Origin of the sequence: Actinomadura sp. K4S16 (genome assembly GCF_008327685.1) — a bacterium.
GTDB lineage: Bacteria > Actinomycetota > Actinomycetes > Streptosporangiales > Streptosporangiaceae > Spirillospora.
The window spans coordinates 77,493-96,207 of sequence record NZ_BDDE01000013.1 but is presented as its reverse complement, the minus strand read 5'-3'; the positions used below and the strand labels follow the sequence as shown (position 1 = coordinate 96,207).

Sequence of the window (18,715 nt, the reverse complement as noted above, 5' to 3'; positions counted from 1 at the left end):
AACCTGAATGGTTGCGATCGCGTCCGAAGGCAGATTCGAGCGAAGCAAGAATCTGATCGCGCAGCGAGCCGCAAGGCGAGCCGGAGCGATGCCAGCGATCGCCCGCGTTTCTCGACGATGGAGGGCCGCCAGGCCCGAAGGAGGAGAGAAACGCAATTAGCCAGCGTGCCCCTTTAGTTGGCGGACCAGGGCGTTCGCTGAGGCGCGGTCGGGGGAGCCGGTCACGATGACCTTGCCGTCGGTGATGGCCATGTCGACGCGCGGCAGGGTGACCAGCCGCTCGCGGACGACGAAGGCCAGGTCGCGGCCGACCGTCGCGCGGGTCAGCTGGGCGAACGCCTGCCGGTCGCTCGGGCGGAGCGTCACCGCCACGTCGTACCCGCCGGGCTTCACGCGCGACTTCTGCACGCGCAGGTCGGCGACCTTGTGGATGGCGAGCCCCTGGGTGAGGCGGTAGCAGGTCACCCCGGTGGCGGTCTGCCCGGTGATGCCCTGCGTCCCGGCGGGGCACTGGCCCGGGACCGCCTGCGCGACCGGGTAGATGTGCAGCGGCGCGGCCAGCGTCACCGGCCGCGTCCGCATCGAGGACGCGATCAGCCCGCCGGTCACCGCGACGGCGGCGATCAGCAGGCCCAGCGTGAGCACCATGACCAGCATCGCCGACCGGTGCTGCTCGGCGGCCCCCGCGGGCGGGGCCTCCCGGTAGGTGCGGCCCCGCCGCCGCGCCGCCCGGCTCCGCTTCATCTCCGCGGCCTGCCGCTGCCGCTGCGCGGCCCGCGCACGCCGCCGCTCCGCCTCCGTGTCCAGCGGTCGGGAGGCCGCGGGCAGCACGGCCGTCGTGGCCTCGGCGCGCCGGTCCGCGTCGCGCAGGCTCTTCTGCCCCAGCGCCTCGGCGGGGTCGCGGCCCGGTTCGGGCGAGGCCTTCATGGGACGCGTGTCGCCGGACGGGGCGGGGACGGGAGGCTGGGGCTGCGTCGGCTGCGCGGCATCTTCGGGGATGAGCGGGGCCTGCCGCTTCACGTTCGAAGGCGAGGGTTCGGGGGACGGGGCGGGAGGCGCCGGGGTGGGCGCGGGATCCTCGTCCCGCGAACGACCCTTGTTACGGCGCGGTATGACCCGCATCGTCACCTCCCCGGTTCATGATCTCCTCAGTCTGTCAGGCGGGGACGCCGCCGCGCATGGCGTCCCGTCTGGAAGACTCCCGCGGATCGCCGGCCGTCGGCACGTGAGAGACAGTGCCCCGTTCCCGGGGTTTCCAAGCGTGCGCAGGCCCGGCCCCGCGGTGGCGGGGCCGGGCCTCGGAGAGTGCTCTCCTACGTCGTCGCGATCAGTCGATGCGCCAGGTGTCGCCGCTGCCGAGCAGGGCCGCGAGGTCGCCCTCGCCCTGCGTCCGGACGGCCTCGTCGAGCTGGGCCCGCATCAACTCGTCGTAGGACGGGCGGTCGACGTCGCGGAAGATGCCGATCGGGGTGTGCTCGAACGCCGGCTGGTCCAGCCGCGACAGCGCGAACGCCTGCGACGGGTCCGGGTTGTGGGCGTCGTGCACGGCGATCTCGGACGGGTCCACGTCCGCGACGTTCACGACCTCGAACGACCCCGACGGGGTGCGGCGCAGCGCCTTGGCGCGGTCGGCCCCGAACACGATCGGCTCGCCGTGCTCCAGCCGGACGGTGACGTCGTCGCGCACCGCCGCGTCCTTCAGCGGGTCGAACGCGCCGTCGTTGAAGATGTTGCAGTTCTGGTAGATCTCGACGAGCGCGGTGCCGCGGTGCTGCGCGGCGGCCCGCAGCACCGACTGGAGGTGCTTGCGGTCGGAGTCGATGGTGCGGGCGACGAACGTGCCCTCTGCGCCGATCGCGAGCGACAGCGGGTTGAAGGGGGCGTCGAGCGAGCCCATCGGCGTCGACTTGGTGATCTTGCCGAGCTCCGAGGTGGGCGAGTACTGGCCCTTCGTCAGCCCGTAGATCCGGTTGTTGAACAGCAGGATCTTGAGGTTGACGTTGCGGCGCAGCGCGTGGATCAGGTGGTTGCCGCCGATGGACAGCGAGTCGCCGTCGCCGGTCACCACCCACACCGACAGGTCCGGACGGGACGTGGCGAGGCCCGTCGCGATCGCGGGCGCGCGGCCGTGGATCGAGTGGAACCCGTAGGTGTTCATGTAGTACGGGAACCGCGACGAGCAGCCGATGCCGGAGATGAACGTGATGTTCTCGCGGCGCAGCCCGAGCTCGGGAAGGAAGGACTGGACGGCCGCGAGGATCGCGTAGTCACCGCACCCGGGGCACCAGCGCACCTCCTGGTCGGTCTTGAAGTCCTTCATCGTCTGCTTCCCGTCCGCCTTCGGGACGAGGGAGAGCAGGCCGTTCCCGGTCGGCGCGCCGTTGCCGTTCCCGTTCGGGGAGCCGTTGCCGTTCGCTCCGTTGTCACTCACTGTCGATCACATCCTGGATGACGCCCTGGAGCTCCTCGGCCTTGAAGGGCAGGCCGCGGACCTGGTTGTAGCCGATCACGTCGATGAGCAGCCGGCCGCGCAGCAGCAGCGCGAGCTGGCCGAGGTTGATCTCAGGGACGATCACCTTGTCGTAGGAGCGCAGCACCTCGGGCAGGTTCGCGGGGAACGGGTTGAGGTGCCGCAGGTGCGCCTGCGCGATGTTCCGCCCGGACGCCCGGACGCGCCGGACGGCCGCGGAGATGGCCCCGTACGTCCCGCCCCAGCCCATCACCAGGACGCGGGCGTCGCCGGACGGGTCGTCCACGGCGAGCGGCGCGATGTCGTTCGCGATGCCGTCGATCTTGGCCTGGCGGAGCCGGACCATGCGGTCGTGGTTCGCGGGGTCGTAGGAGATGTTGCCGGTGACGTCGGCCTTCTCCAGGCCGCCGATCCGGTGCTCCAGCCCCGCCGTGCCCGGGACCGCCCACGGGCGGGCGAGGGTGGCCGGGTCGCGCTCGAACGGCTGGAACTCCTCCTGCGAGGGCTCGGCGAAGTTCGGCTCGATCTTCGGCAGGGACGCCACGTCCGGCAGCTTCCACGGCTCGGACCCGTTGGCGAGGTAGCCGTCCGACAGCAGGATGACCGGCGTGCGGTACTTCACCGCGATCCGCGCCGCCTCGATCGCCGCGTCGAAGCAGTCCGACGGGGACTGCGGCGCGACCACCGGGACGGGGGCCTCGCCGTTGCGGCCGTACATGGCCTGCAGCAGGTCGGCCTGCTCGGTCTTGGTCGGCAGGCCGGTGGACGGCCCGGCCCGCTGCACGTCGATGACCAGCAGCGGAAGCTCGGTGGCGACGCCGAGGCCGATCGTCTCGCTCTTCAGCGCGATGCCGGGCCCGGACGTCGTGGTGACGCCGAGCGACCCGCCGAACGAGGCGCCGAGCGCCGCGCCGACCGCGGCGATCTCGTCCTCGGCCTGGAAGGTCCGGACGCCGAACCGCTTGTGCTTGGAGATCTCGTGCAGGATGTCGGACGCCGGCGTGATCGGGTAGGAGCCGAGGAAGATCGGCAGCCCGCTCTGCACGCCCGCCGCGACCAGCCCGTACGCCAGCGCGAGGTTCCCGGTGATGTTGCGGTACAGCCCGGGCTCGTGCTCGGCCGGCTTGATCTCGTACTGCACCGAGAACGCCTCGGTGGTCTCGCCGTAGGACCAGCCCGCCTGGAAGGCCGCGATGTTGGCCTTCATGATCTCGGGCTTGCTGGCGAACTTGCGCTCCAGGAAGGCCAGCGTCCCCTCGGTGGGACGGTGGTACAGCCACGACAGGAGGCCGAGCGCGAACATGTTCTTCGCGCGCTCGGCGTCCTTCTTGGAGATGTCGAAGTCCTCCAGCGCCTTCACCGTCATCGAGGTCAGCGGCAGCGCGTGGACCCGGTACTCCGACAGCGAGTCGTCCTCGACGGGGCTGGTCGCGTAGCCGACCTTGGCGAGGTTGCGCTTGGTGAACTCGTCGGTGTTGACGATGAGGTCGGCGCCGTGCGGCAGGTCCCCGAGGTTCGCCTTGAGGGCGGCGGGGTTCATCGCCACCAGGACGTTGGGCGCGTCGCCGGGCGTCAGGATGTCGTGGTCGGCGAAGTGCAACTGGAAGCTGGACACGCCGGGGAGGGTCCCGGCGGGGGCGCGGATTTCGGCCGGGAAGTTCGGCAACGTCGAAAGGTCGTTGCCGAACGCCGCGGTCTCCTGGGTGAAGCGGTCGCCGGTCAGCTGCATGCCGTCGCCGGAGTCCCCGGCGAAGCGGATGATGACGCGGTCGAGCTGCTGGACCTGTTTGGTCACAGAGGAAGACCTCCTCGACGCGCAGCATCCGTCCTGGGGGAGGCACCCAGGATCGTGATGCTACTAAGGCTTACCTTCATGGTATGTCCGGGACGGGATGGATGAGCGGGGACAGGCCGCACACCGGGATGACCGCACAGGATGAAGACGTGCGCTCCCCGCGGGGTGCCGGTGGCCGCGCGTCTTGGAGGCGAGCGACGGCGGCGGAACGCTCCGCAGGTCCTATCGGGCGATACGACCTGGACGGGCCCCCGGGTTCATCCCGAACACAGGCAGCTGCGCTGGCGGCACAGGTCGACGTGCAGACGCCGGACCAGCAGCCGCGCGGGACTCGTCGAGGAGCATTCGCTCCCCAGAGGCGTGGAGTTCACGACCCGAAGTGTAGACAGCCGGAATCCCGTTCGACCGCACCGCCCCTGAAGGTGGGGTTCACGGTGTCCCTGGTGTCTGGGATGTGGCGACTTCTGGCCCCTCCGAGTGCTTGACGGACGGCTCCCCCGACACCGCCGGGCCCGGCGTGGCGGTGACGGCCTTCATGACCGCCTTGCGCTCCTTGTCGACGCGGGCGAGGAGTTTCGGCACGTCGGCGACGTCCAGCGCCTCGCCGACGACGCGCGCCTTCGCCTCGTACGGGTAGGAGCCGGGGTTGTCGAGGGCGGCGCGCATCCAGTGCCGCCACAGTTTGCTCGTCACGGTGCAACGCAGAACCAGCGAACGGTTGGCCGGGACCGGTCCCGACCCGGTGCAGGTCCCGAGCGGCTCGCCCTTCGACGAGATCGCCGCCCGCAGCGCCGCGCGCGCGCCGTCCGGCACCGTCGCGGGCTCGGTGAGCGTGGCGGGCATGCTCACCGTGCAGCCGCTGGTGTTCTGGTCGCAGTTGCTGAACGTCAGCGTCCCCGGCGTGAAGCGCAGGCCGGGATCGGACGCCCCGCCGAGCCTGGCCACGCGCGGGCGCAGCTCGGCGAACAGCGTGGCCGGGGCCGCGACGGGCGCGGCGGTGAAGCGCGGCCCCGCCTGCCCGCTCGGCCGCACCGCCAGTAGCCGGTAGGGGGCGGCCGCTGTGAGCACGTACTCCGCGTCGGACGTCTTCACCCTGAAGGCGCGGACGCCGTTCACGTCCTCCGTGGGCGGCTTCGCGGGAGCCTTGGCCAGCGCTTTCGCGATCGCCTTGGGCCCGAGGACGTCCGGGACGTCGAAGCCGGGCACCGACGCGGGCGCCTTGGACCAGCGCCCCGCGTAGTACTCCGGATGCGCGACGCCGCTCGCGTAGGTCTGCCAGAACGACGTCCCTGCCTTGAGGTAGGTGACGCCGCCGACCGCGACGACCTCCGCCGTCAGCACGCCCCCGGTGAGCGTGCCGGTCGCCGCCCCCGCGGGCGTCACGCGCAGGTGCGCCTGGACGGGCTGCCCGTTGACCGTCACGGTGCCGTCGTAGCGCAGGCCCGTCCCGGAGGTGAGGTCGCGGCCCGCCGCGATCGTCCACGCGGGAGGCGCGGCCGACGCGGTCGGCTTCGGCTTCTTCTTCGCGGACTCCTCGCCTCCGGTGAGCGCCACGGCCGTCACCGCGCCGACGACGACCACGGCGGCCGCCGCCCCGGCGACGACCACCACTCGCCGCCCCCGAGGCTTGCGCTTCTGGCCAGGCCGGGGAGAGCCCGGCGGGACGGGGCCGCCCTGCGGGAACGCCGCGCCCGGAAAGCCCGAGTCAGGCGGGACGGGGCCGCCCGCACCGGGCGGCGGACCGAAGCCCGGACCGGAGGGCGCCGCGGGCGGGGAGGGGGACGCCGCGCCGGGCTGCATCACGGGGACCATGGGGACCACGCCGGGCGGGAGGGCGGAGTCCGCGCCGGGCGGGACGAGGGTGGGCGTGCCGTGCGGGTCGGTCGGGGTCGCGCCCGGGTCCGAACCGGAGGGAGCCGCGGGGGCCGGCGCCGCCTGTGGCCCCGTGCCCGGATCCGTGGTGGAGGCCGCGCCCGGCGGGGCCTGGCCGCCGGCGACGCGGACGTCTCCGGGGTGGGGCCCCTCCTGGACGGGGCCGCCCTGGCGGGGGCGGGCGTCCGGGCGGGGGGCGGCCGTCCCGGGACCGTCCGGGGACGGGGGTCGGGAAGAGGCCGTCGGTGACGGCTCGTCCTTGTCAACGCTCACTCGGGGCTCACTCTGCTCACTTCCGGGGCCCGGTTTCGGCCCGACCGTCAGACACAAAGCAAGGGGTAGGAGGCGTCCCCCGCTGGGCACCGACGGGCTCGGGAACGTTCCGGGGGATGGGGGCGGCCGCCGGGCCCTGGAGGGGCCGTCCACAAAGAGCATAAGGGTGCCCGGCGGCGCCTCCCCCCGGAAGAGGAGGGCGCCGCCGGGCACCCTTGCGGCCGCGGCTCAGCGCGCGATGCGCCTCACCTGCGGCGTCATTCGCTGTCGAGGCCGTTCTGCAGGGCGGACACCTCGGCCGAGGTGGCGCCGATCACCTTGTACTCGGCGTGCTTGAAGAAGGTGCCGCCGGTGGCCTTGGCCCAGCTCGTCCACGCGCTGCTGACGACCCGGCAGCTCGCCCACTGGGCGAGGGTGCTCGTGATCGTGATGCGGGTGGTGCAGTTGCCGAGGTCGCGGCCGGTCAGCGTGCCGGCCGTGAGCCGGAACCGGACGTCGATGGAGACGGGCTTCTCCGCGTCGTACGGCGGCCGGATCTTGGCCTCGACCGTGCAGCCCGAGTTGCCGTTGCAGCCGCCCTTCTTCCACTCGTCGACCGTGGGCCGGGCCGAGCCGTTGAAGGAGTCCTTCAGCTCGCCCATGCTCGTGCGCATGTCCGAGATGATGGACGAGGCGTCGCTGGAGTCCTTCGGGGTGACGTCGACCGCCACGCGCGGCGTGGTCGCCTCGTAGCGCAGCAGCTTCGCGTCGTCCTCGTCGGTGATGTAGAGGGTGGAGGAGAAGGTGCTGAACTTGAGGGCCTTCTTGCCCATCCACGTCGTCTCGATCGGCTTGACCCGCGACAGCCGGGCCGAGCGGATCTTGCTCGCCAGCGCCGTCGGGGACAGCTGCTCCTTGAAGTCGAGGTCGAGCTCGTCCGCGCTCAGGCGGCCCCACTGCTCACCCGAGGTGAGGTAGTACGGGTCGTCGGTGGAGGAGATCTGCCGCGTCCAGTACGACTTGTCGCCCTTCACGAACAGCTTGCCGTCGGCCGACAGCACGGTGACCTGGTCGCTGTTCCAGGTGACGGGCCCCATCGCGCGGCCGCCCTTGGTGACGTTCAGCTCGCCGCGCAGCGTCTCGCTGCCCCCGAACGTGCCCTTCAGCGCGACCGCGCGGGCGGAGTCCATGTCGGAGGCGGCCGCGGTCAGCTTCTCCTCGGGGGACTTGCCGCCGCCCTTGGCCACCACGAACACCACGATCGCGATGATCACCAGCAGGGCGACGCCGCCGCCGACGAGGCCGATCACCAGGCCGCCGCCACCGCCGCGCCTCGGCGGCGGCATCGGGGGGCCCATCGGGGCGCCGGGGGGCGGCGGGAAGAAGGGAGGCGGGGTTCCGGGACCACCGAAGCCGCCGGGCGGCGGAGCCCCGCCCGGGCCGCCGGGCCCGCCGGGACCGGGCCCGCCCGGGCCCGCTGGCGGCGGCGGAGGCGGCCAGGAGGCCCCGCCCGGGGATTCCCAGCCCGGGGGAGGAGGGGGGTTGCTCATCCGGTCACGTCCTTCCAGGTCAAACTGACCCATGCGAACCTAGTGTGCAGCAAGACCATGACATTGTGATCCCCCTGGTGTGGAGGTACGACGTCACATAGCTCGATGCTGCTCCGCGAGATACTGGCTGCTCCGCGAGATACTTGATGTGACGCACGCGAGGAGGATCTGGTGCATAACTATTTCGACACATATGTCGTCGTGGTCGTGCTGCTCCTCGTGGGCGCCGGGATCGTCGGGGGAGCGCTCGCGGCGAACCGGCTGCTGCGTCCCCATCGTCCCACGGTCGAGAAGCTGACCACGTACGAGTGCGGCGTCGATCCGGTCGGTGAGGGCTGGGCCCACTCCTACGTGCGCTATTACGTCTTCGGCTACCTGTACGTGGTGTTCGCGGTGGACGCGGTCTTCCTGTTCCCCTGGGCGACCGTCTTCTCGGACCCCGGCTACGGCGCGACGACGCTCGGCGAGATGTTCGTCTTCCTGGCGTTCCTCGCCACGGGGCTCGCATACGCGGGCAAGAAGGGCGTCCTGTCCTGGGTCTGACCGCCGGGCGCTGTAACAATGGCGGTGTGGGCACCATCGATCTACCCCCGCCGAGCGTCGGGCCGCTGTCGCGGCTCGCGCCCAAGCCGATCAGGTTCGTGCTCAACTGGGGCCGCCGCTACTCGCTCTGGGTGTTCAACTTCGGGCTGGCCTGCTGCGCCATCGAGTTCATCGCGACGTCGATGAGCCGGCACGACTTCATCCGGCTCGGCGTCATCCCGTTCGCCCCCGGCCCGCGGCAGGCCGACCTGATGGTCGTCTCCGGGACCGTCAGCGACAAGATGGCCCCGGCCGTGCGCCGCCTCTACGAGCAGATGCCCGAACCCAAGTACGTCATCTCCTTCGGCGCCTGCTCCAACTGCGGCGGCCCGTACTGGGACTCCTACTGCGTGACCAAGGGCGTCGACCAGATCATCCCCGTGGACGTCTACGTGCCCGGCTGCCCGCCCCGCCCGGAGGCGCTGCTGCACGGCATCGTCCACCTCCAGGAGAAGATCGCGGCCGAGTCGCTCGGCGACCGCTACGGCGGGGACGGCGCCGACCGCGAGCCCGTGGCCCCGCCGCCCGCGCCGCGCCCGCTCACGGCGACCGTCCTGCGCCGCCCGCTCCAGCCGCCGCCCCCGCCCGACCAGCACGAGACCTTCGAGCACTGGAACAGCGCACCGGAGGAGGGGGCGGAGGACGAGGCGGTGCAGCCGGAAGCGGTGGGGCACGAGGCCGCGGAGAACGAGACGCTGCCCGTCCCGCATCTGGGCGAGGCCGAACCTCCGGCCGAGCCGGAGCCGCAGGCGCCGGCCGCCCGGCCGACGGACACGACCCAGCCCGTCCGGCACCTCGACGATGCCGAGGCCCCGGGGAGGCCCGAGCCCCAGGCGCCGCCCGTCGAACCGACCGACGTCACCCAGCCGGTCGGACATCTCGGCGATGCGGAGCCGCCCGCGGAACCCGAGCCGGAGGCCGTCGGGCCGGCCGACGTCACGCAGCCCGTCCGGAACCTGGGCGAGACCGAGACCGAGCCCGAGCCCGAGACGCCGCCCGTCCTGCCGACGGACACGACGCAGCCCGTCCACATGCCCGAGGACGAGCACGCCACCGCGCCCGAGGGCGGGGGCGTGAACCCGGAGCACGATCCTTCGATCATCCCCGGCCTGGTCGACGACGAGCACGACGACCAGATCGGACGTGACCGATGAGCTCCGAATCCCTCGCGGCGGAACTCATGGACGCCTGGACGGCCCGCTTCGGCGACGAGATCACCAGCGAGGAGACGCACGGCGGCCTGGCCGTCGGGGTGCCGCCCGAGCACTGGATCGACGCGCTCACATTCGCGCGCGACGAGCTGTCCTGCGGGTTCTTCGACTGGCTGACCGGCGTGGACGAGATGGAGGACGGCTTCGCGGTCGTCGTCCACGTCTACTCGCTGGAGCGCCGCCACCATCTGCTGATCCGCACGCGCGTCTCCAAGCGCGCGCCCGTGCTGGCGACCGCGACGGGCGTCTACCGGGGCGCCGCGTGGCACGAGCGGGAGACGTCGGAGATGTTCGGCATCCTCTTCGAGGGCCACCCGAACCTCGTCCCGCTGCTGCTGCCGGAGGGCTTCGAGGGCCATCCGCTCCGCAAGGACTTCGTGCTCGCCGCCCGCGTCGCCAAGCCGTGGCCGGGTGCGAAGGAACCGGGCGAGTCGGGGCACGGCGCGCCGAGCCGCCGCCGCGTCCGCCCGCCCGGCGTCCCGGAGGGCTGGGGTCCGAATGCTTGAGGTCGTGGTCAAGCTGGTGCTGGTCGCGGGCGCGTTCGCGGTGCTCCCGCTGCTGGTGGGGCAGGCCGAGCACAAGGTGATGGCGCACATGCAGGGCCGCCTCGGCCCGATGTACGCGGGCGGCTTCCACGGCTGGGCGCAGCTCGTCGCCGACGGGGTCAAGTTCGCGCAGAAGGAGGACGTGGTCCCGCGCGACGCCGACCGGTGGGTGTTCAAGCTGGCGCCGGGCGTCGCGATCGTGCCGTACCTGCTCGTGCTGCTCGTGGTCCCGGTCGGGCCGGGCGGGCAGGTCGCGCTCGACCTCGGTCCCGGGGTGTTCTTCGCCCTCGCCGTGATGGGCGTCGGCGTGATCGGCGCGATCATGGCGGGCTGGGCGAGCGCGAACAAGTACTCGCTGCTCGGCGGGATGCGGGTCGCCGCGCAGCTGATGTCCTACGAGCTGCCGATGGTGTTCGCGGCGTCGTCGGTGGCGATGGCGGCGGGGACGCTGTCGCTGCAGGGCGTCGTGGAGGAGTGGCGCTGGTGGTGGCTGCCGTGGCAGGCGGTCGGCGGCGTGGTGTTCTTCGTCGCGGGCCTGGCGGAGCTGCGGCGGCCGCCGTTCGACATGCCGGTGGCCGACTCGGAGATCATCTTCGGCCCGTACACGGAGTACGGCGGGCTGCGGTTCGCGCTGTTCATCCTGGCCGAGTACGCCGGGATCGTCGTGCTGTGCGCGCTGACGGCCGTGCTGTTCCTCGGCGGCTGGAAGGGCCCGTTCCTGAACACCGAGCTGGGCTGGCTCTGGACGCTGCTGAAGGCCGGCGTGCTGGCGTTCTGCGTGATCTGGCTGCGGGTCAGCTATCCGCGCATGCGCGAGGACCAGTTGCAGAAGCTCGCTTGGGCGTGGCTCGTCCCGCTGTCGCTCGCCCAGCTCGCGCTGACCGGCGTCCTCAAGGTCGCCCTCTGAGCGCCATCGGCCCCGGTAGCCCTCGCAGCCTCGTCGGCCCCGGCGTCACCTGAGGAAGATCGTGAAGTCGGCCATCAGCGGGAGGACGTCCGGCGGGACGTCGGCGTCGACGGCCATCTCCTCGGCCGAGACGAACCCGCCCGTCTGCTCGCGGCGGCGGACGATCCGGTCTGCGATCTCCGGGGTCGCGCCGGGCAGCGCCTCGATGATCTCGCGGGACGCGTGGTTGACGTCCACGAGGCCGCCGTCGTCGTAGGTGCGCGGCATGTCCGGGCGGCCGATGCGCAGCTCGCGGGCGAGCGCCGGGTCCTCGGCGGCGAGTGCGCGGGCCTCCTCCCGCAGCGACCGGCGGTACTTGGCGACCTCGACCGCGTGCTCGTTGAGCCGGTGGCGGGGGACCTCCCGGGGGAAGACGGACGTCCGGAGGGCGATCGCGTGCCCCGTACCGGCGATCCACAGCAGGATCGCCGCGAACACGCCGAGTGCGGTGAGGAACAGCTGGCCGGACTGGAGCATCATCAGTACGGCGGCCGACCCGGCGCCGTACCCGGCGGCGGTGACCGCGAGCCCCGGCGACCGACGCCGGACGGCCGCGTACAGGAACGAGACCGGCGTCCCGTAGCCGAGAGTGAGGAAGGGCACGCAGGCCCAAACGAAACCTCGGGCCGTCTCCGGGGTCGGTGCCGGAATGGGCGGCGGATAGGGCGGCTGCGGAGGCACCGGCGGCCCGGGGTACGGGGGACTCCAGCCGGGTGGGGTGCGCGGCTTCTGCCGAGGCCGCGGCGGGTGCCGGTGCGCGGGACGGGCGCGGTCGGACGCCGGACCGGGGCGGTGACCGGGCTCCGGGTCGTGCGGGCGGTCCGCGTGATGACTCACATGCCCTCCCCGGCCGCAAACCAGCTCATCAGCACACGACCTATACCTCGTTGGACGAACGCGGAACCCGCCGCGTTCCCCCCGCGCCGATCGTGCGCAATCATGGGGCGCGTGGGACGGCTACCAGGAGGCGGGCTGGCCAAGGGGCTGGCGGTCACGTTGCGGACGATGACGCGGCGGTCCATAACGCGCCAGTACCCCGAAGTGCAACCGGACCTGCCGCCGCGCAGCAGGGGCGTCATCGCGCTGTTCGAGGAGAACTGCACGGTGTGCATGCTCTGCGCCCGCGAGTGCCCCGACTGGTGCATCTACATCGATTCGCACAAGGAGACGCTCCCGGCCGAGGGCGGCGGGCGTCCCCGGACGCGCAACGTCCTCGACCGGTTCGCGATCGACTTCGCGCTGTGCATGTACTGCGGCATCTGCATCGAGGTGTGCCCGTTCGACGCGCTGTTCTGGTCGCCGGAGTTCGAGTACGCCGAGTACGACATCGCCGAGCTGACCCACGAGAAGGAGCGCCTGCGGGAGTGGATGTGGACCGTCCCGCCGCCGCAGGCCCACGACCCGGCCGCCGAGCCGCCGAAGGAAGTGGCCGCGGCGGAGAAGGCCGCCGCGCGGGCCGCCCGCCGGCCCCCGCCCGGGGCGCGCGCATGAGCGGCCAGGAGATCGTGTTCGCGCTGCTCGGCGTGGTGGCGGTCGGGTCCGCGGTCCTCGTGGTGACGACGCGGCAACTCGTTCACGCGGCGCTGTGGCTGGTGGTGTCGTTCGGCGCGCTCGCCGGCGGCTACCTCGTCCTCACCGCGGAGTTCGTCGCCTGGGTGCAGGTCCTCATCTACGTCGGCGCCATCGTGGTGCTGCTGCTGTTCGGGATCATGCTGACGCGCGCGCCGATCGGGGAGTCCGCCGACCTCGACTCCGGGAACCGGTGGGCCGCGCTGGCCGTCGCCGCCGGCACCGCCGCCGTCCTGGTCGCGGTGATGGTCATGGGGTTCGGCGACGCGCGGATGCCGCTGCGCGCGGGCGGCGGATCGGCGGACGAGCTCGGCGGCGCGGTGTTCCGGACGTGGGTGCTGCCGTTCGAGGTCCTGTCGGTGCTGCTGCTGGCCTCACTGGTCGGCGCGATCGTCCTCTCGCGGTCGGACATCCGGGCCCGTCCCGCCGCCGGCGGGAAGCCCCGCGCGAAGCGGAAGGCGAAGCCCGGCGCGGAACCCGGCGCGAAACCCGGGGCGGAATCCGGCGCGAAGCCCGGTGCGGAGCCCGCGGCGACGCCGGACGGGAAGGGCGGCGCCTGATGCATCTCGCCTACCCGACGGTCGTCGCCGCCCTGCTGTTCTCCGTCGGCGTGTACGGGGTGCTGGCGCGCCGCAACGCGATCCTCGTCCTGATGTCGGTCGAGCTGATGCTGAACGCGGTGAACCTCAACCTCGTCACGTTCGACGTCTGGTACCGCGACCGCCTGCACGGCGGCCAGGTCCTCACGCTGTTCACCATCGTGATCGCCGCGGCCGAGGTCGGGCTCGGCCTCGCGATCGTGCTGCTGGTGTTCCGCAACCGCCAGATGATCGACGTAGACCGGCTGCGCACCCTCTCCGAGAACCCCGAGGAGCCCGCGGATTCCGCGAGCCCCGCTCTGGCCCGACGCGGACCCGTAGACCACGGAGCCGCCGGACGAGGGGACGAACCCGGACCGCAACCCGAGCGCGAGGAGGCGTCGCCGTGATCTGGCTCGCGTCGCTCGTCGCGCTGCTGCCCTTCCTCGCCGCCTTCGCCGGGATGCTGTTCGGCCCGTCCCTGACCCGGGTGCTGCGCGGCACCCCCGCGGGCTCGCCGCTGCGCAACGGCCCGGCGCTGATCGCCTGCGCGCCGGTCGCGGTGTCGCTCGTCCTGTCGGCGATCGTCGCGTTCGTCGTCTGGCGGGACCCGGGCGAGCGCACCGGCGCGCTCGCGCTGGTCGACACCGGCTCGGTGCCGATCAGCGTCGGGCTCCAGGTGGACGGCCTCGCCGCGGTCGTCGGGCTCATGGTCTGCTGCGTGGCGCTGGCCGTCCAGGTGTACTCGGTCGCGTACATGTCGGGGGACCGGCGGTACTCGTCCTACGCCGCGTTCATCTCGCTGTTCACGTCCGCGATGCTGCTGGTCGTCTACTCCGGCGACCTCCTCGTCCTGTACGTCGGCTGGGAGGTCATGGGCATCTGCTCGTACTTCCTGATCGGCCACCACTGGGAGGACCGGGCCAACTCGCGGGCGGCGGTCAAGGCGTTCCTCGTCACGCGGCTCGGCGACGTCGGCTTCCTCATCGGCGTGATCGTCCTCGGCGTGGGCGCCGGGACGTTCCAGATCGACCGGATCGTCCGGACGGCGGGCGAGCTCCCGCAGACGACGGCGACGGCGGCCGCGCTGCTGCTGCTCGCCGGGGTCGCGGGCAAGAGCGCCCAGTTCCCGCTGCACACCTGGCTCCCGGACGCGATGGCGGGCCCCACGCCGATCAGCGCCCTCATCCATGCGGCGACGATGGTCGCGGCCGGGATCTACGTCGTGGCGCGCCTGTACGGGGTGTTCCTCGTGGCCCCGTCCGCGCTCGCCGTGCTGGGCGTCATCGCCGTGGTCTCCATGGTCGGCTCGGCGTGCGCGGCCCTCGCGCAGGACGACCTGAAGCGCGTCCTGGCGTACTCGACCATCAGCCAGCTCGCCGTCATGGCCGCCGGGCTCGCGGTGGGCGCGCGGTCGGCGGCGGTCTTCCACCTGCTGACGCACGCGGCGTTCAAGGCGCTGCTGTTCCTCGCCGCCGGCTGCGTGATCGTGACCGCCGGGTCGAACCTGCTCGCCCAGTACGGCGGGCTCCGGCGCGGCATGCCCCTCACGTTCTGGTCGATGACCGTGGGTTTCGCCGCCCTCGCGGGCGTCCCGCCGTTCAGCGGATGGTTCAGCAAGGACGCCGTCATCGAGGCCGCCCAGCACGCGGCCCTGCACGGCGGCGAGATCGAGACGGCCGGCTGGTTCTCCTACGCGCCCCTCTCACAGGCCCCTGGCGCAGGGCCCAACTCGATCAGTGTGTCGGGCGGGATCGCGTGGCTGGTCTACCTGGGGTTGCTCGTCACGGTCGTCCTGACGGCCGCCTATGCGATGCGCGCGTGGTTGATGACGTTCTTCGGTGAACGTCGCGGACCGTACGAGGTGCGCGACCCGTCGCGCTTCATGTCGTGGACCGTGGCGGCGCTGGCCGTCCCCGCCGCGATTCTCGGGTTCTTCGGGCTCGGGGCGTCGGAGCTGCGTCCCCAGTTCGGGGCCTCGGTGCTCAGCATCCTGCTCCTCGCCGCCGGCGCCGGAGGCGCGTTCCTCGTGTGGAACCGCGACCCGGCTCTGGACCCCGCGCGGGCGCTCGGCCCGGTCCGCACCGTCTTCGCGCGGGCCTTCTTCGTGGACGAGCTCTACACGGCGGTCATCGTCCGGCCCGTCCAGACGCTGGCGCGGCACGTCGTCATCTTCGACCAGAGACGCGTGGACGGGGCCGTCGTCGGCACCGGAAGGGCCACGAGCAGGCTCGGCGGCCTGGTCAGGTTCGTCCAGAACGGAAACCCCCAGACCTACCTCACCGGCCTGCTCGCCGGTGTCGCCGTCATCGCGGCCGCGGTGGTGATCTTCCAGTGATCTTCGTGCTGATGATGGCGATCCCGCTGCTCGGGGCGCTCGCCATGCTCGTCCCGGCGGACCGGTTCCTGCGCACCGGATTCGCCGTCCGCGCGTTCGGGACGGCCGTGTCCGCCGCGACCCTCCTCGTCGCGGTGTCGGCGGCGACGGCGTTCGACTTCGGCGACACGTCCCGCATGCAGCTGGAGGTCGACCGGCCCTGGGCGCCCGCCATCGGCCTGCGGTTCCACCTCGGCGTGGACGGGATCTCCCTGCCGCTCGTCGTGCTGACCGCCCTGCTGACGTTCCTGTGCTTCCTCTACACGCTGCGGCACCCGCCGGAAGGCGGCCGGATCCGGCTGCTGACCGCGCTGCTGCTCGTCCTGGAGGTCGGGATGCTCGGCACGTTCGTCGCGCTCGACCTCGTGCTGTTCTTCGTCTTCTTCGAGACCGTCCTCGTCCCCATGTACGTGGTGATCATGCTGTGGGGCGGGACGGGGCGCCGCGCCGCCGCCACCAAGTTCATCCTCTACACGCTGCTCGGCTCCGGGCTCCTGCTCGCCGGGATGCTGCTCGTCGGCGCCGAGGCCGGCACGCTCGACATGACCGACCTGGCCGCCCGGCACGGGTCCGGCCTGTCGCACGGCCTCCAGGTCACCGCGTTCGCCCTGATGGGAATCGGGTTCGCGGTCAAGGCGCCGATGTGGCCGCTGCACACCTGGCTGCCGGACGCGCACACCGAGGCCCCGACGGTCGGGTCCGTCCTGCTGGCCGGCGTGCTGCTGAAGATGGGCACCTACGGCCTGGTCCGCGTCGCGCTGCCGCTCGCCCCGGACGGCGCGCAGGTCTGGGCGCCGTGGCTCGGCCTCCTCGCCGTCATCGGGATCGTCTACGGCGCCCTCGCCTGCCTCGCCCAGCGCGACCTCAAACGGATGATCGCCTACTCGTCCGTCGGGCACATGGGGTTCGTCCTGCTCGGCATCGCGACCCTCACCCCCGTCGGCGTCAACGCCGCCCTGTTCGGCAACATCGCGCACGGCCTCATCACCGGCCTGCTGTTCTTCCTCGCGGGCTCGGTCAAGGAGCGCTGGGGCACCGGCGACATGAACGCCATCGGCGGCGGCATGCTCAGCACGTCCCCGCGGCTGGCCTCGATCCTGACCTTCGCGTCCGTCGCGTCCCTCGGGCTGCCCGGGCTGGCCGGGTTCTGGGGCGAGGTGCTCGCGCTGATCGGCGCGTACCGCCCGCACGCATCCCTGCCCCGCGAGACGTTCGTGACGTTCATGGCCGTCGCCGCGCTCGGCACCGTCCTGACCGCCGCCTACTTCCTGCGGATGCTCGCCAAGCTCACCCACGGGCCGTCCGACGGCGTCGCCGTGCCGCGCGGCCCGGTCGCGCCGGTCTCCCTCCAGGAGTACGCCGCCTGGGTGCCGCTGATCGCGCTGACGCTGCTGGTCGGCCTCTGGCCGAAGACCCTGCTGGACGTGACCACGGGTCCGGTCCGCGCGCTGTTCGGAGGCGGCTGATGATCCAGAGCATCGACTACGCGGCGATCGCGCCGCCGCTGGTCCTCGCCGTCGCCGCGATCGGGCTGCTGCTCGCCGACGCCTTCGACGCGCCCCGCCGCGTCCTGACCCTGCTGTCCGGCGGGTCCCTCGCCGCGGCGCTGGCCGCCGTGGTCGCGCTGGCCGCCGGGGACCGCCGCGCCACCTTCTGCCTGCCGGACGGCCTGCGCTCGGGCGGCCCCGCCTCCTGCTCCTACGTCGCGGACGACTTCACCCTGCTCTTCCAGGGGATCATCCTCGGCGCCGCCGTGATCGTCGTGCTGCTGTCCCTCCAGGAGATCACCGACTCGAAGATCCCGGTCGGGGAGTACCACTTCCTCCTCCTCTCGGCCGTCATAGGAGCCCTCTCCCTGGTCGCCGCCCGCGACCTCGTCCTCCTGCTCGTCGCGCTGGAGACCCTCTCCCTCCCGGTGTTCGCGCTGGCCGCGCTGCGCCGCTACGACGGGACGGCGTCCGAGGCCGCGCTCAAGCTCTTCCTGGTCTCCGTCGTCTCCACCGCGGTCATGCTGTTCGGGATCAGCCTCGTGTACGGCGCGACCGGCGCCATGCACCTGGACCGGATCGCCCCCGCCCTGTCCCGGCTGCCCGCCGACCTCGACCCCGTCGCCGGGCTCGGCTCGGTGCTCGTCCTCGCCGGGTTCGCGTTCAAGGTCGCCGCCGTCCCGTTCCACTTCTGGGCCCCGGACGTCTACCAGGGCTCCCCGCTGCCCGTCGCCGCCTTCCTCGCCGTGGTGTCCAAGGCCGCCGGGTTCGCCGGGCTCGCGATCGTCCTCGCCCTGGGCCTGCCCGCCTACGGCCACGTGTGGGGGCCCGTCATCGCCGTCCTCGCAGCGCTCACCATGACGCTCGGGAACCTCGCCGCGCTCCGCCAGCGGACCGCGATCCGCCTGCTCGCCTGGTCGTCCGTCGCCCAGTCCGGCTACATGCTCGCCCCGCTCGCGGTCGGCTCGCACCGCCTCCCCGAGGCCGTCGCCGCCACCACGGCCTACGTCGCCCTCTACGCCGTCATGAACATCGGCGCGTTCGCCGTCGTGATCGGCTTCTCCCGCCGCGGCACCGCCACCGGACGCCGGGACACCCTCGACGACTACCGCGGCCTCGCCCGCCGCAGCCCCGCCGTCGCCACCGCCCTCGCCTTCTTCCTCATCTGCCTCGCCGGCCTGCCCCCCGGCGTCATGGGGCTGTTCGCGAAGGTCGTGGTGTTCCGCGCCACCCTCGCCGGCGGCGTCACCTGGCTCGCCGTCGTGATGGCGATCAACACGGTGATCGGGCTGTACTACTACCTCGCCTGGGCGGTCCGCCTGTTCACCCCGTCCGCCACCGGCGAGGACTACGACGCCGCCCCCGGCCCCGCCGTCCGCGTCGCGATCACCGCCGCGGCGGCCGGCGCCGTCGTGCTGTCGGTCGCGCCGCAGATCGTCCTGCAGACGGTCGGACAGGCCACGTAACCCGTCCACGTTTGG

Annotated in this window: 15 protein-coding genes and 1 pseudogene; 10 read left to right on the top strand and 6 right to left on the bottom strand. The window is 72.5% G+C overall.

The genetic code is table 11. From position 1 onward, the window contains the following. Positions 1-156 precede the first annotated feature (156 nt). From K4S16_RS15565 to K4S16_RS15545, 5 genes are all read right to left on the bottom strand, one after another. Complete coding sequence (locus K4S16_RS15565) at positions 157-1,020, bottom strand: hypothetical protein (RefSeq protein WP_149259670.1); 864 nt, start codon at positions 1,018-1,020, stop codon at positions 157-159. Positions 1,021-1,327: 307 nt separating this feature from the next. Continuing rightward, a complete protein-coding gene (locus K4S16_RS15560) occupies positions 1,328-2,431 on the bottom strand; it encodes a 2-oxoacid:ferredoxin oxidoreductase subunit beta (RefSeq protein WP_235036830.1) in 1,104 nt (367 codons plus the stop codon). Beyond that, the gene (locus tag K4S16_RS15555; RefSeq protein WP_149259669.1) at positions 2,424-4,265 is read right to left on the bottom strand and encodes a 2-oxoacid:acceptor oxidoreductase subunit alpha; all 1,842 of its coding nucleotides are present in this window, start codon (positions 4,263-4,265) and stop codon (positions 2,424-2,426) included. Before K4S16_RS15555 ends, K4S16_RS15560 begins: the two co-directional genes overlap by 8 nt. 429 nt (positions 4,266-4,694) lie before the next feature. After that, on the bottom strand, positions 4,695-6,410 hold the full coding sequence (locus tag K4S16_RS15550) for a hypothetical protein (protein WP_149259668.1): 1,716 nt from the start codon (positions 6,408-6,410) through the stop codon (positions 4,695-4,697). Positions 6,411-6,667: 257 nt separating this feature from the next. Further along, the gene (locus K4S16_RS15545) at positions 6,668-7,735 is read right to left on the bottom strand and encodes a hypothetical protein (RefSeq protein ID WP_235036829.1); all 1,068 of its coding nucleotides are present in this window, start codon (positions 7,733-7,735) and stop codon (positions 6,668-6,670) included. A 375-nt stretch (positions 7,736-8,110) separates the two neighbouring features. Between K4S16_RS15545 and K4S16_RS15540 the strand changes: the two genes are divergently transcribed. The 4 genes and pseudogenes from K4S16_RS15540 to K4S16_RS15525 all read left to right on the top strand — a co-directional run bounded on the left by K4S16_RS15540 (position 8,111) and on the right by K4S16_RS15525 (position 11,184). Further along, entirely contained in the window at positions 8,111-8,482 is a 372-nt protein-coding gene (locus K4S16_RS15540; RefSeq protein ID WP_149259666.1) for an NADH-quinone oxidoreductase subunit A, read from the top strand. 65 nt (positions 8,483-8,547) lie between these two features. After that, positions 8,548-8,991 (top strand): annotated as a pseudogene (locus K4S16_RS46930) (NADH-quinone oxidoreductase subunit B); the annotation flags it as partial. A 680-nt stretch (positions 8,992-9,671) separates the two neighbouring features. Continuing rightward, positions 9,672-10,238 (top strand): NADH-quinone oxidoreductase subunit C, encoded by a 567-nt coding sequence (locus tag K4S16_RS15530; RefSeq protein WP_235036828.1) that lies wholly within the window; start codon positions 9,672-9,674, stop codon positions 10,236-10,238. Next, a complete protein-coding gene (locus K4S16_RS15525) occupies positions 10,231-11,184 on the top strand; it encodes a complex I subunit 1 family protein (RefSeq protein ID WP_149259664.1) in 954 nt (317 codons plus the stop codon). Before K4S16_RS15530 ends, K4S16_RS15525 begins: the two co-directional genes overlap by 8 nt. Before the next feature lie 45 nt (positions 11,185-11,229). Here K4S16_RS15525 and K4S16_RS15520 read toward each other — a convergent pair whose 3' ends face one another. Beyond that, entirely contained in the window at positions 11,230-11,826 is a 597-nt protein-coding gene (locus K4S16_RS15520) for a helix-hairpin-helix domain-containing protein (RefSeq protein WP_235036889.1), read from the bottom strand. Between the two features lie 345 nt (positions 11,827-12,171). On the opposite strand from K4S16_RS15520, the gene K4S16_RS15515 reads away from it, so the two are divergent. The 6 genes from K4S16_RS15515 to K4S16_RS15490 are packed head-to-tail and all read left to right on the top strand — an operon-like array spanning position 12,172 to position 18,700. Then, positions 12,172-12,714 carry an NADH-quinone oxidoreductase subunit I gene (locus K4S16_RS15515; protein ID WP_235036827.1) on the top strand — a complete coding sequence of 181 codons (543 nt, stop codon included), beginning with the start codon at positions 12,172-12,174 and terminating at the stop codon, positions 12,712-12,714. After that, on the top strand, positions 12,711-13,352 hold the full coding sequence (locus K4S16_RS15510; protein ID WP_149259662.1) for an NADH-quinone oxidoreductase subunit J: 642 nt from the start codon (positions 12,711-12,713) through the stop codon (positions 13,350-13,352). Before K4S16_RS15515 ends, K4S16_RS15510 begins: the two co-directional genes overlap by 4 nt. Further along, positions 13,352-13,780, top strand: coding sequence for an NADH-quinone oxidoreductase subunit NuoK (gene nuoK / locus K4S16_RS46470; RefSeq protein WP_149259661.1), 429 nt, complete (start codon positions 13,352-13,354; stop codon positions 13,778-13,780). Before K4S16_RS15510 ends, nuoK begins: the two co-directional genes overlap by 1 nt. Beyond that, entirely contained in the window at positions 13,777-15,708 is a 1,932-nt protein-coding gene (locus K4S16_RS15500) for an NADH-quinone oxidoreductase subunit L (RefSeq protein ID WP_149259660.1), read from the top strand. Before nuoK ends, K4S16_RS15500 begins: the two co-directional genes overlap by 4 nt. Beyond that, entirely contained in the window at positions 15,705-17,213 is a 1,509-nt protein-coding gene (locus tag K4S16_RS15495) for an NADH-quinone oxidoreductase subunit M (RefSeq protein ID WP_308800795.1), read from the top strand. The genes K4S16_RS15500 and K4S16_RS15495 overlap by 4 nt, the downstream gene beginning before the upstream one ends. Then, positions 17,213-18,700 (top strand): NADH-quinone oxidoreductase subunit N, encoded by a 1,488-nt coding sequence (locus tag K4S16_RS15490; protein ID WP_149259659.1) that lies wholly within the window; start codon positions 17,213-17,215, stop codon positions 18,698-18,700. Before K4S16_RS15495 ends, K4S16_RS15490 begins: the two co-directional genes overlap by 1 nt. Positions 18,701-18,715: the final 15 nt, after the last annotated feature.

Bases quoted from the DNA above. Each gene is read 5' to 3' on its own strand.
- K4S16_RS15545 (WP_235036829.1), bottom strand. From the start codon at position 7,735: ATGCCGCCGCCGAGGCGCGGCGGTGGCGGCGGCCTGGTGATCGGCCTC.
- K4S16_RS15530 (WP_235036828.1), top strand. From the start codon at position 9,672: ATGAGCTCCGAATCCCTCGCGGCGGAACTCATGGACGCCTGGACGGCC.
- K4S16_RS15525 (WP_149259664.1), top strand. From the start codon at position 10,231: ATGCTTGAGGTCGTGGTCAAGCTGGTGCTGGTCGCGGGCGCGTTCGCG.
- K4S16_RS15510 (WP_149259662.1), top strand. From the start codon at position 12,711: ATGAGCGGCCAGGAGATCGTGTTCGCGCTGCTCGGCGTGGTGGCGGTC.
- nuoK (WP_149259661.1), top strand. From the start codon at position 13,352: ATGCATCTCGCCTACCCGACGGTCGTCGCCGCCCTGCTGTTCTCCGTC.
- K4S16_RS15490 (WP_149259659.1), top strand. From the start codon at position 17,213: ATGATCCAGAGCATCGACTACGCGGCGATCGCGCCGCCGCTGGTCCTC.